This window comes from Azospirillum tabaci (assembly GCF_014596085.1).
Lineage (GTDB): Bacteria > Pseudomonadota > Alphaproteobacteria > Azospirillales > Azospirillaceae > Azospirillum > Azospirillum tabaci.
Map to the genome: position 1 here is coordinate 21,113 of NZ_JACCJY010000016.1, position 12,607 is coordinate 33,719.

Sequence of the window (12,607 nt, forward strand, 5' to 3'; positions counted from 1 at the left end):
CGGCAACACCCCACTCGCACGCGTATCTTGCCATTACCTGAGTTTCGAAAAGCTATTATGGAAGAAAAAATGAACCATCACACGGCGCGTTCTTATATTCTTCCCCTATCTTTTCTTATAATCTCTATATATGTTGTCGTGACCACCGTAATCGCGGTGTTTTCAGCTTACTCGCCGGTCCCTCATTGGGACCAATGGGAAATGATCACCCCAAGCGAGCACTGGTCCCATTTGTTCGACCAGCATAACGAACACCGGATTGCGGTTGCTCGGATTTTCTTCATCATCGATTCCGTTTTGTTCAAAGGATCAAATGCTTTTAATTTAACCTCTATTCTTGCAATCCAGGCGGTGCATGTGGCGATCCTGCTGCTGTTGGCACGCCGCAGCGGCATCGAGGCCGGCGCCATGACGGTGTGGAGCGCCGGCTTCCTGATCGTCCTCCTGTTCTGGGGATACCAACTGGAGAACTTCTCCTGGGGTTTCCAGGTCCAATTCGTCGGCGTCTACGCCGCGGCAACCGCGGCCTTCGCCGCCTTGGCTTTGCGGGCCGGAACCCTGTCCGGCCTTGTCCTGGCCATTCTGTGCACCGCCATCGCCGTTTACTCCATGGCAAACGGTGTGCTGGTGCCAGTTCTGCTGATTGCTCTGGGCGTTTGGCTGCGCCTGCCCAAGTGGCATCTTGCCGCGCTGGTCGTGGCTTGCGCCGCTCTGCTCTGGTCTTACCTGTCAGGCTACCAGCGGCCGGCAAGCCACGCCGATCCGAAAGACATAATCCGGCACGCCGATCTGGTCGTTTCCTACGCGCTGACCTATTTGGGCGGACCGCTCACCCGGCTTTTGAGCGATGGTGGAAGCGCCATTGATCCCGGACAGGCTGCATCGCTGGTTTCCGCTGCTCTTGTGGTTGGCGGCCTGGGTGCGCTGTTGGCCACCGCCGTGGGAGTTCGGCTGCTTCTGGGCAGGGGCGTGGCGCATCCGGCACGACTGGCGTTGCTCAGCAGCATGGTGTTCGTGGCCGCAACAGCCTTCTTGACCGGCCTCGGGCGCGTGCATCTGCCGCTTTATCAGGCCATGTCGCAACGCTATGGTGCCGGCGTGGTGGTGTTCTGGAGCGCCGGGGCTCTGCTCATCCTGAGCCTGCTGCCTGCCGGACGGTGGCGCCAAGTGTGGATGGTGGGCCTGTCCGCACTCTGCCTGCTGGTTGCCGGAACACAACCATCCATCATCAAGGAAGCCGAAGCCATTGGTTCGACCCGCAACCAAACAGTGACGGCGATGCTGGCCGGTGCGGACGACACCGACCTTCTTCGGTATATCTACCCTGCTCCGCTCCAGATCCTCGATCGGATCGGGCGGCTGCGCGAAGAGCATCTCTCCGTCTTTGCCCAGGATTGGAGCGCCTGGCGGGGCACAAAGCTGGCCGATCAGGTCAAGCTGGAGATGCCCGGCGCCTGTCTGGGCAGTTTCGATATTGTGAAACCCATCGTGACCCCGGACAAGCCGGGGTGGCGGGTGGCTGGTTGGGCATGGGATCGGAAGGCAGGGCGTGTCCCCGAGCGCATCGTCCTGGCCGACGCGGAAGGCACTGTGGTTGGCTACGCATTGTCCGGCTCGCCGCGGCCGGACGTTCTCAAGGCGCTGTCCGAGGTCCGTTCTAAGCAGGCAGGGTGGCATGGACATGTGTCCATAGAACGAGGGTCCGCCGTGACGGCCTACGCCATCACCAATGGCGGACAGACGGCTTGCCCCCTGGGACAGCCCCAAAACTTCAACGTCCATGATGTCGTCCGCTTCGCCCCCGCAGCGAAGGCCGGACGGGCCGTGCCGATGGAAAGCCCCGCCATCGAGGGCGATTGGGGCATCGACGCCTTCAACAGCGCCGCCGGCCCGGCACCAGTCGACGGCACTATCTATGCATCCTGGACCGGCAGCGACGCCCACACTGGCGAGTTGCAATGGCGCAGCGGTCCGCTTGGCGACACGCGATCGCTTCTGATCCCGGTGGTTACGGGACCGCGAACGGAGGGGCTGATGCTTCGGATCGCCGATCCAACCACCGGGCGCATACTGTCAGAACTGCCTCTCGCCAACGCAATACCTTGGCAGCTGTGGGAGATCGCCCTGCCCGAGGACGGGTCCGTAAGGACCATCGAGATTCAGGCGAAGGACGAGGGACGGGGCTGGGGCCAATGGCTGGCGGTCGGCCAGCCCCATGCGCCGCTCTGACGACAGGCGACGGATCATGCCGAACCGGGCCTTGCTGCTCGACCGCGACGGCGTCGTGAACGTCGATCACGGTTATGTTGTGGAGCGGGAACGCTTCGCCTTCATGGACGGCATCTTCGACCTGACGCGCCACGCCGTGGACCGTGGATTCCGCGTCGTGGTGGTCACCAACCAGTCGGGGATTGCCCGCGGCTACTACACGGAAACCGCCTTTCTGGATCTGTCCCAGTGGATGTGCGCCGTGTTCCGTGAACGTGGCGTGGAATTGGCCGGGCTGTTCCATTGCCCCTACCACCCCAAGGGCCCGGTCGCGCGCTACACGCGCGACAGCTTCTGGCGCAAGCCGAACCCCGGCATGATCCTGGACGCGGCGCGGCGGCTGGACCTGGGTCTGTCGCGATCGGTGTTCCTGGGCGACCAGGCAACCGACATGCAGGCCGCCCTTGCGGCCGGCGTCGGCCTGCGGGTGCGGCTGAACGGCGCCCATAACGCGCAGGCCGACGCGCAAGACGGCGATCCGGCGGCCTCCCTGACGATCGGCCGCCTGACGGACCTCATTCCCCACCTGCGCTGACGCGCAGGGGGCCGAACGCCATCCCGCTACTCCGTCAGGCTCAGCAGATAGCGGCCGTACTCATTCTTCTTTAGCGGCTCGGCGAGGCGGCGCACCTGCTCGGCGTCGATCCAGCCGGAGGTGAAGGCGATCTCCTCGGGGCAGGCGATCTGCAGGCCCTGCCGGTGCTGGATGGTGCGGACGAACTCGGCCGCCTCCAGCAGGCTGTCGTGGGTGCCGGTGTCGAACCAGCCGTAGCCGCGGCCCATCTGCTCGACCGACAGGCGGCCGGCCTCCAGATAGGCAGCGTTGACCGAGGTGATTTCCAGCTCGCCGCGCGCCGAGGGCTTCACCGCTGCGGCGATGTCCAGAACGTCGTTGTCGTAGAAATACAGCCCGGTGACCGCCCATTTGGAGCGCGGGTTGACCGGCTTCTCCTCGATGCTGAGCGCGCGGCCCTGCTCGTCGAACTCGACCACACCGTAGCGTTCCGGGTCGCGGACGCCGTAGGCGAAGACACGGGCGCCCTGGGTGTTCTCACCCGCCTGGCGCAGCAGGCTGGTCAGGCCGTGGCCGTAGAAGATGTTGTCGCCGAGCACCAGCGCGCAGCTGTCGTTGCCGACGAACTCGCGGCCGATGATGAAGGCCTGGGCGAGGCCGTCGGGCGAGGGCTGCACCGCGTAGGTCAGGTTGATGCCCCACTGCGACCCGTCGCCGAGCACGGTCTGGAACAGCGCCTGGTCGTGCGGCGTGGTGATGATCAGGATATCCTGTATCCCCGCCAGCATCAGCGTGCTGAGCGGAAAGTAGATCATCGGCTTGTCGTAGATCGGCAGAAGCTGCTTGCTGACCGCCCGGGTCACCGGATAAAGCCGCGTGCCGGACCCGCCGGCCAGGATGATGCCCTTCATGATCGCGCCGCCTGTCGTGGAGTCGTCTTAGGATGCGGGGGAGGAAAGCAACTCGTCGAGCACCCGGTCCAGGCTGTCTTCCCAGCGCGGTGCCTCGATGCCGAACACGGCCCGGATGCGGGCGCAGTCCAGACGAGAGTTGGCCGGCCGGCGGGCCGGGGTGGGGTAGTCGGCCGTGGTGATGGCCAGCAGCCGCGGACGCCGGCCGGTGGCCGCCTCCAGCCGCTGGAAGACGCGCTCGGCGAAGCCGTGCCAGGTCGTCTCGCCCGTTCCGGTGAAGTGGTAGGTGCCCCAGGGAACGTCGCTGCCGGTGTCCCTGGCGGCGGAAATCCGCCCGGCGATGGCCACGATCGCGGCGGCGATGTCGGACGCCGCCGTCGGCGCGCCGTGCTGGTCGGCGACCACGCGCATCTCCTCGCGCTCGCGCCCGAAACGCAGCATGGTCTTGACGAAGTTGGCCCCGTGCGCGGCGTAGACCCAGGAGGTGCGCAGGATCACGTGCTGCGGCAGCGCGGCGCGCACCGCCGCCTCGCCGGCCTCCTTGCTGGCGCCGTAGGCGCCGAGCGGGGCGACCGGGTCGTCCTCCGTGTAGGGGGCCGGCTTGGTGCCGTCGAACACGTAATCGGTGGAGATGTGGACCAGCGGCACGCCGCACGCCGCGCAAGCCGCCGCCAGGCGGGCCGGGCCGTCGCGGTTGACGGCGAGGGCCGCCTCGCGGTCGCCCTCGGCCTTATCCACGGCGGTGTAGGCGGTGGCGTTGACGACGAGGTCGGGGGCGTGGGCGGCCACCGCCGCCTCCACCGTCTCCGGCCGGGCCATGTCGACGTCCGGCCGGGCCAGCCCGACCAGCTCCGTGCCCTTCGGCCAGGCGGCCCGCATCAGCTCGGTGCCGACCTGCCCGCTGGTGCCGAGGATGAGGATCTTCATGCCGCGTCGAGCCCCAGGCGCTCGCCGCGGTAGGAGCCGTTCAGGATGGCCTCCCACCAGGACCGGTTCTCCAGGTACCACGCGACCGTCTTGCGCAGGCCGGTCTCGAAGGTCTCCTGCGGCCGCCAACCCAGCTCGCGGGTGATCTTGGAGGCGTCGATGGCGTAGCGCTTGTCGTGGCCCGGCCGGTCGGCGACGAAGGTGATCAGCCGGTCGTGCGGCGCGCCGGCCGGGGCCAGCTCGTCCAGCAGCGCGCACAGCGTCCGCACCACGTCCAGGTTGGTGCGCTCGTTGTAGCCGCCGATGTTGTAGCTCTCGCCGATCACGCCCTTCTCCAGCACCAGCCGCAGGGCGCGGGCGTGGTCCTCGACGTAGAGCCAGTCGCGGATGTTGTCGCCCTTGCCGTAGACCGGCAGCGGCTCCCCCTTCAGACCCTTCAGGATCATCAGCGGGATCAGCTTTTCCGGGAAATGGTAGGGGCCGTAGTTGTTCGAGCAGTTGGTCAGGACCACGGGCAGCCCGTAGGTCTCGTGCCACGCCCGCACCAGATGGTCGCTCGACGCCTTGCTGGCCGAGTAGGGCGAGTTCGGGCTGTAGGAGGTCGTCTCGGTGAAGAAGCCCTCGTCGCCCAGCGTGCCGAAGACCTCGTCGGTGGAGATGTGGTGGAAGCGGAAGGCCGCGCGCTTCTCCGCCGGCAGCGACGTCCAGTAGCCGCGCGCCGCCTCCAGCAGGCGGAAGGTGCCGACCACGTTGGTCTGGATGAACTCGCCCGGCCCGTCGATGGAGCGGTCCACATGGGACTCCGCGGCCAGATGCATGACGGCGTCCGGCTGGTGCTCCGCGAAGACCCGGCGCAGCTCGTCACCGTCACAGATGTCGACCTTCTCGAACGCGTAGCGGGGATTTTCGGCCGCGCCCGGCAGCGAGGACAGGTTGGCCGCGTAGGTCAGCTTGTCGAGGTTGACGACGGAGGCGTCGGTTTCGGCCAGGAGCTGACGGACGACGGCGGAGCCGATGAAACCGGCTCCCCCCGTGACAATGATCTTCTTCATTGAGGCACCTGTTATCCTGTCAGAACCAGTCGCCGAGGTCGGCGAGGCGGGGTTGCTTGCGGTCCTTGTCCGAAAGCAGGGCCTTGTCGGCCGCGACGGGCCAGTCGATCCCCAGATCCGGATCGTTCCACAGAAGGCCGCGGTCATGCTCGGCCGAGTAGAAATTCGTCACTTTGTATATGACTTCCGTGTCCGGTTCCAGCGTGCAGAATCCGTGCGCGAAGCCGATGGGGACCAGGATCTGGTTCCATTCCTCGGCGCTGACGACCGCGGCGACGTGCTGGCCGTAGGTGGGCGAGCCCTTCCGGATGTCCACCGCGACGTCCAGGATGGCGCCCTTCACCACACGCACCAGCTTGTCCTGGGCGAAGGGCGCCAGCTGGAAATGCAGGCCCCGCACCGTGCCCACCTCGGCCGACAGGGACTGGTTGTCCTGAACGAAGTCGTAATGCAGACCCGCCGCCTCGAACGCCTTCTTGCTGTAGGTTTCCGAGAAGAAGCCGCGGGAGTCGCCGAACTTCTTGGGGCGGATGATCTTCACGTCGGGAATGGCAAGAGAGATGACGTCCATGGGTCAGGTGCTTTCCTTGTCGAACCAGGGCTTCGTGACGCGCGGAGGAAAGGCCAACCCGAGATCCTCGGTATCAAGGGTCAGGTTGGGGTTGTAGTACGGGTCCCGGGCCATCCGGTCGCCCCAGCGCCGGCTCATGTAGTCGGCTTCGGCGTTGAACCGCTGGACCTTGTCGGGGGCCGTGTCCGGCCCGCGCGAGGCGGATTCCAGATGGTACAGCTCGGCAAAGGGCGTCCAGACGACCAAATAGCCGGCCTCGCGCAGGCGCAGGCAGAAATCGACGTCGTTGAAGGCGACCGCCAGGTTCCTGTCGTCCAGGCCGCCGACCTCGTCGAACACCGCCTTGCGCGTGACCAGGCAGGCGGCGGTGACGCAGGACAGGTTCTGGGTCAGCTGCGCCCGGCTGAAATAGCCATGGGCATCGCGCGGAAACCCCTTGTGCCCATGGCCGGCTACGCCGCCGATGCCCGTGATGACGCCGGCGTGCTGGATCGTGCCGTCGGCGTAGTAGAGCTTGGCGCCGACCGCCCCCACCTCGGGGCGAAGCGCGTGGCCGACCATCTCCGTCAGCCAGTCCGGCCCGATCACCTCGATGTCGTTGTTGATCAGGCCGATCACCGAGCCCGTCGCCTGCGCCACGGCGAAGTTGTTGATCGCGGAATAGTTGAAGGGCGCATCGTAACGCAGGACCCGGACCCGCGGCTCGTCCTTCAGCGTGTCGAAGTAGGCGAAGGTCTTCGCCTCCTCGCTGTTGTTGTCCACGATGATGACTTCGAGGTCGGGGTAGTCGGTGCGCTGCAGCAGCCCGTCGACGCAGCCCTTCAGCAACCCGACCTTGTCGCGCGTCGGCACGATCAGCGACACGCGGGGCGCCGGGTCGGGCAGGGCGTAGCGGATGCGGGTGAAGCGGTGGGTGGAGGGCGAGACCTCCACGCTGGCCTGGACGCCGCGCCGCTGGAAATGCTCCGTCAGCGCCCGGTGCGCCGCCGCCGTGGCGCGCGGCAGGTCGACCATGGAGAAGGCCGTGGACTCCGGGAAGACCCGCCAATGGTAGAGGATCGCCGGAATGTGGCGGATGCGCTCCGGCACGGTGGCCTCGACCGCCCGCAGGGTCAGGTCGTAATCCTGGCTGCCCTCGAACCCCTCGCGGAAGCCGCCGATCCGCCCGACCAGCGAGCGGCGGAACACGCCGAGGTGGTTGATCATGTTCTGGCCGTGCAGCAGGTCGAGGTTGAAGTCCGACTTGAAGTACGGGTCGTGGCGCCGCCCCTGGGCGTCGATCTTGTCCTCGTCGGAATAGAGGATGTCGGCGTCGGGATGCCGGTTCAGCTCGACCGCGATCATGTAGAGCGCGTGCGGCGTCAGCCGGTCGTCGTGGTCCATGAGAGCGACGAACTCGCCGGCCGCCAGCTCCAGCGCGCTGTTGCTGGCGGCCGAGATGTGGCCGTTGCGCGCGCGCCGGACCACCTTGATGCGCTGGTCCCTCGCCTGATACTCGGCGAGCAGCGCCGGGACGTGCGGCGCGGTGGAAGCGTCGTCGGCGATGCACAGTTCCCAGTCGGGATAGAGCTGCCCCAGCACGGAATCCAACGCTTCGCGCAGGAAGGACTCCGGCGTGTTGTGGACCGGCATGACCACGGAGATCAGCGGCCGCCGGGCCAGCCGCGCCACGTCGGCCCGGATCGCCGCAAGCTCCTCGGGCACCAGCGCGTCATACAGCCTTATCCAGGTTTCGTAATCGGCGGTCTTGCCCGGCTGCATCTCCTGGAGCACCCGCTGCTTGGTCGCGGTCCAGCCGTGGCGCCACAGATGCGTCAGCACGGGGAGCGGCCGGTGGCGCCGCACGTGGTCGAGCACGAGGTTGCCCTTGCCGATCTCGCAGATCGTGAAATCCGCGATCTCGAAGGACAGCGGCCGGGTCGCCGGGTCGAAGCGCAGGGCCCTGGTCTTCTGCGGCAGGCAGGCCAGTTGGCGGACCGTGCCCGTGGTGTCCACCGGCAGGCGGATCATCGAGCGGTCGCTGAAGCCACCGCCCTCGTCCACATACAGGACCGGGGTGAGCGGGGCCGACGCGCGGCGCACCGTGTAGGAGATCAGACACCAGTCGCTGGGCGCGCGGCCGCGGTCGGAGCGCAGCAGGAAGGCCGGGTCGCCGCCGGTGCTCTCATACCCCCCCGCCGGGCCCGCCTTGAGGTCGCGCAACGGTTCCAGCGTCATCCGGTGCAGCCGGCGCCGGTAGAGGCGCCCGGCCCCTTTGCCGGCGCCGAGCACGCGCGTCAGCGCCGTCCCCAGGGTCGCCCCCAAGGTCGATGTCATGGACTGTGGAGAAAGGAGCCTGACCGGCCGGCGCAGACGACGCAACCTATCGGAACCCAGGTCCTTCATAGAAGAGTCCACAATCGCCTTTGTCCCGACAAGTCCAGTCCCGCACCCACGGATGCCCACCCTTCGGCTGTCTCCCGAAAGACTATCGTCCAGGACCCGACGAATTCGTATTCCTTATGCGGCAGCACGCTGTCAAACCTGAGTGACTGTTGTGGTTGATGAGGCCCTGTCGCCCTGTGCGGCCAGTGACAGGCATACGCGGGCCATTCGACGAACGCAAGCCGCATGCCTTGAACATTGTTTGTGGCCAACCTGGAGAAATCCATGCGGACGCGAGCGCTTGCGCACTCGGTCCGAGGCCCGGTCGTCAGGGGGACAGCGGCTGGACCGCCTCGCGCAGGGCCTGGGCGAGCGGTGGCGTGGCGACGGCGAGGTTGTAGCGCTCCTCCACCATGCGACGGCCGGCCGCACCCATGCGGGCGCGCAGCTCCGGGTCGGCCGCCAGCCGGCCGAGCGCCTGCGCCCAGGACTCCTCGTCCTCCGCCAGGAAGCCGTTCACCCCATGCCGGACCAGCGTCGCGTTGACGCCGACCGGCGAGGCGACGACCGGCCGGCCGGCCGCCATGTACTGGATCAGCTTGTAGCCGCACTTGCCGCGCTCCCAAGGCTCGTCGGGCAGCGGCATGACGCCGATGTCGAAACGGGCCAGTTCCTCGGCCTCGTTTTCCTCATGCCAGGGCACGAAGGTCGCCGGCACGGGGAATTCGAGGCCGGCCGCGCCGACCACCCGCAGCCGAACCGCCGAGCCGAGCCGGGCGAGCGCGCCGCCGATCGCGGCCAGGTAGCTCGCCGTGGAGGGCGAGCCCATCCAGCCGACCGTCGCCGTTCCCGCATCGCCGCCGTCCCGCTGCGGAAGGGCCCGCACGGGATAGCGGGCCAAGTCGACGACGGTCGGTTGGATACGGACGTCGCGTGCGCCGGCGCCGGCCGCCCAATCGGCGAGATAGGGGTTGCCGGCCAGCACGATCCGGGCGTTGCGGGCGAGCGTCGCGAACTTCGTCCCGAGCAGGGCGCGCACCGGTGCCAGCCGGTGGCGGGCGTAGCGCTCGAACCAGGCGTCGTCGATGTCCATGACGTAGGGGACGGCGCCGAGCCCGGCCGTCGCCTCGACCTGCGCGGGCAGCCAGGGCAGGGCTTCCTTCTCCAGCCAGACCAGGTCATGGCGCCGCACCGACCGCAGGGCCGCGAGCCGCCGCGCGTAGGCCGCGGCGATGCGGGTCCGGTCGATCCGCCGGCCGGCGTAGAGCGCCCGCAGATAGTCGTCGTCGAGCAGCGGCGCCTCGGTTACCCGGAGGCCGGCCTCCCGCAGAGCCGGCAGGTAGGCGAGGAAGCGCAGCCGGCTGCTGGCGCCCAGCCGGCCGTAGCGGCTCAGCAGGAGGACCGATGGGCCGGTCGTGGCGTCAGGAAGCATCGGAGGGGGACCGGGTGATGGGATCGAAGGCCGGGGAGGATACAGCCTCGCGGCCACCGGGGACAGCGCCGCGCCTGGAATGGTGTCACGAGGGAAGCCGCACCCTCCGGCTTCCGCTGCTCCCCGGTTCGTGGAAGCGTTTGGAGTCTTGTCGCGAGGCCCGGAAAGACCCTGGTCCGCCGGGTCAGCGCATCAACTGCGCCATGTTGCGTTCGGGAATCGGCGGCGGCGAGGGGTGCAGGAGCAGGCCGTGCTCCTCCACGTCCACCCGCGCGTCGGGATAGACGGCGAGGGCCAGTTGCAAGGCTTCGATGAAGCGTTTGCGGAAATCACGCAGTCGGGCGTAGCCGGCGCCGAACTGCTCGAACACCGCCGGCCAAGTGATGGTCGTCGACTTGTTCAGGCTGTGCAGCCGGTAGGCCAGCCAGATGTAGATGTCGATGCTCGTGCTGTTGTTCTGGATATGCCGCAGCGCCGGTTCCCAAATGGGCACCGGATGAGCCTTCAGTTCGCGGAAAAAGGCTTCGGAGAGCAGGACGCGGTCTTCCCACAGCGTGCCTTGCGGGGAATTGTGCTCCGACGAGAAATGGATGCCGCCCTTGACGATCGAATCCTTCTCGAAGCCGAGGCTGTTGGCATCCTCCCAGGCGAAGGTCAGGTTGCAGGCGGCGATGCGCGAGGCCTGTTCCCGGATGTCGCGGTAGGTCTGGCCGCCCACGGACAGCCCCATGCGGTCCAGCCAGTCGTGCATGCTCCGGCCCAGCTCGACCTCGCGGCTGTCGGTCTGAAGCGCGCGGGTCTGAAGGTAAAGCAGGATCATCCGGGCCCGGCTTCCATAAGGAACGCCGTAGAGCTTAAAGCCGCCACCGCGGACCGGCAGTCGACCGGGCTCGATCAGCAGACGAATTCGGTGACCTCGCCTTTCCCAAGGCTGGTCATCCGGCAGGCGACGATGCGGAAGGGCGGTCAAGGCAAAGCCTGAATAGGTAATGCCAAGCTCTTGCCGTTCTTCCTCCAAGACCGCCGCAGCGATGTCGACCAGCGAGCGCTGATCCGGATCGCTCTGGAGTGCTTTCGCTTGCTCGCGACCAACCTGACTGATCAGGCGATGCAACTGGCCCATAGCGCGCTGTTCTCGCCGTTTGTTCCAGGTCAATTTAGGTTTCGATCCATAACACGGCAGGTTGGTGGCGGCAATTTGGAATCTTGTCGCGCAGACTATTTGTAAGGTTACTAGATTTACCTATTTGTTTGAGCGACAAGACTCCAGTAGAGAATCGCGAGTCGCGCGACAAGAGTCCAGGAATCCCGCGACAACACTCCAGGGGATAACTCGTTCCACCTGTGGAAGCTTGGGGTGATGCGACAAAACTCCAGGTCTAGCCTTGCGAATCGCGGGTTTGCGGCGAATCGGGCGCGTCCGTGATTCGCCGTGCGACTCGCCGGGGCGGGGCTGGAGCCGGCGGCGGCGGGGATTCCGGCGTCGCCGGCCCCGCTTGGCCGGGGTGGACGGGATGGATGGGACAAAGGGGGCGCGACAAGACTCCAACCCCGCAGGGCTCGTTCGCGGCCGGCGTCAGGCGAAGAAGCGGCGGCGGAAATCCTCGATCGTGCGGGCCAGCCCCTCGTGCAGCGGCACCGCCGGCTCCCAGCCCAGCAGGGCCTTGGCCTTGGCGATGTCCGGGCGGCGCTGCCGGGGATCGTCCTGCGGCAGCGGGCGGTGCTCGATGGGCGAGCCCGAGCCGGTCAGCGCGATCACCCGCTCGGCCAGTTCCAGCATGGTGAATTCGCCGGGATTGCCGATGTTGATCGGGCCGGTGACCGTGGGGTCGGACTCCATCAGCCGCATCATGCCGTCGATCAGGTCGTCGACGTAGCAGAAGGACCGTGTCTGCGCGCCGTCGCCGTAGACGGTGATCGGCTCGCCCCGCAGGGCCTGCATGATGAAGTTGGAGACGACGCGGCCGTCGTTGGGGTGCATGCGCGGCCCGTAGGTGTTGAAGATGCGCATCACCTTGATCTCCACGCGGTGCTGCCGGTGGTAATCGAAGAACAGCGTCTCGGCGCAGCGCTTGCCCTCGTCGTAGCAGGAGCGCGGGCCGATGGGGTTGACGTTGCCCCAATACTCCTCCGGCTGCGGGTGGACGACGGGGTCGCCATAGACCTCGCTGGTCGAGGCCTGGAGGATGCGGGCGTTCAGCCGCTTGGCCAGCCCCAGCATGTTGATGGCGCCGTGCACGCTGGTCTTGGTCGTCTGCACGGGGTCGTGCTGGTAATGGACCGGCGAGGCCGGGCAGGCGAGGTTGTAGATCTCGTCCACCTCGACATAGAGCGGGAAGGTGATGTCGTGCCGGATCGCCTCGAAACGCGGGTTGGCCAGCAGATGGGTGATGTTCGTGCGCGAGCCGGTGAAGTAGTTGTCGACGCACACCACCTCGTCGCCCCGCGCAAGAAGGCGTTCGCACAGGTGCGAGCCGAGGAAGCCGGCACCGCCGGTCACCAGGACGCGTCGATTGTAGCTGCGGATTCCGGTCATGGTGTCCTCCAGGGCAACGGTGCGGGCTGTCC

The 12,607-nt window shown here is 67.0% G+C and carries 10 protein-coding genes; 2 read left to right on the plus strand and 8 right to left on the minus strand.

The features are described from left to right. The first annotated feature begins 69 nt into the window (after positions 1–69). Positions 70–2,229, plus strand: coding sequence for a hypothetical protein (locus H0B54_RS15385; protein ID WP_188261053.1), 2,160 nt, complete (start codon positions 70–72; stop codon positions 2,227–2,229). Positions 2,230–2,245: 16 nt separating this feature from the next. Beyond that, positions 2,246–2,803 carry a D-glycero-alpha-D-manno-heptose-1,7-bisphosphate 7-phosphatase gene (locus H0B54_RS15390; RefSeq protein ID WP_188261054.1) on the plus strand — a complete coding sequence of 186 codons (558 nt, stop codon included), beginning with the start codon at positions 2,246–2,248 and terminating at the stop codon, positions 2,801–2,803. Positions 2,804–2,829: 26 nt separating this feature from the next. Here the strand turns inward: H0B54_RS15390 and rfbA are convergent, their stop codons facing one another. The 8 genes from rfbA to H0B54_RS15430 all read right to left on the minus strand — a co-directional run bounded on the left by rfbA (position 2,830) and on the right by H0B54_RS15430 (position 12,575). Then, positions 2,830–3,693 carry a glucose-1-phosphate thymidylyltransferase RfbA gene (rfbA, locus tag H0B54_RS15395; RefSeq protein ID WP_094305492.1) on the minus strand — a complete coding sequence of 288 codons (864 nt, stop codon included), beginning with the start codon at positions 3,691–3,693 and terminating at the stop codon, positions 2,830–2,832. Positions 3,694–3,720: 27 nt separating this feature from the next. After that, positions 3,721–4,620, minus strand: coding sequence for a dTDP-4-dehydrorhamnose reductase (gene rfbD, locus H0B54_RS15400; RefSeq protein ID WP_188261055.1), 900 nt, complete (start codon positions 4,618–4,620; stop codon positions 3,721–3,723). Further along, positions 4,617–5,672 carry a dTDP-glucose 4,6-dehydratase gene (gene rfbB / locus H0B54_RS15405; RefSeq protein ID WP_188261056.1) on the minus strand — a complete coding sequence of 352 codons (1,056 nt, stop codon included), beginning with the start codon at positions 5,670–5,672 and terminating at the stop codon, positions 4,617–4,619. The genes rfbD and rfbB overlap by 4 nt, the downstream gene beginning before the upstream one ends. Before the next feature lie 19 nt (positions 5,673–5,691). Further along, the gene (gene rfbC / locus H0B54_RS15410) at positions 5,692–6,243 is read right to left on the minus strand and encodes a dTDP-4-dehydrorhamnose 3,5-epimerase (protein ID WP_188261057.1); all 552 of its coding nucleotides are present in this window, start codon (positions 6,241–6,243) and stop codon (positions 5,692–5,694) included. Between the two features lie 3 nt (positions 6,244–6,246). Continuing rightward, positions 6,247–8,559, minus strand: coding sequence for a glycosyltransferase family 2 protein (locus H0B54_RS15415; RefSeq protein WP_246472546.1), 2,313 nt, complete (start codon positions 8,557–8,559; stop codon positions 6,247–6,249). 376 nt (positions 8,560–8,935) lie between these two features. Beyond that, complete coding sequence (locus H0B54_RS15420; protein ID WP_188261059.1) at positions 8,936–10,039, minus strand: glycosyltransferase family 4 protein; 1,104 nt, start codon at positions 10,037–10,039, stop codon at positions 8,936–8,938. Positions 10,040–10,223: 184 nt separating this feature from the next. Then, entirely contained in the window at positions 10,224–11,195 is a 972-nt protein-coding gene (locus H0B54_RS15425; RefSeq protein ID WP_425490044.1) for a replication protein RepA, read from the minus strand. A 420-nt stretch (positions 11,196–11,615) separates the two neighbouring features. After that, positions 11,616–12,575 carry a UDP-glucuronic acid decarboxylase family protein gene (locus H0B54_RS15430; protein WP_094305485.1) on the minus strand — a complete coding sequence of 320 codons (960 nt, stop codon included), beginning with the start codon at positions 12,573–12,575 and terminating at the stop codon, positions 11,616–11,618. Positions 12,576–12,607 lie beyond the last annotated feature (32 nt).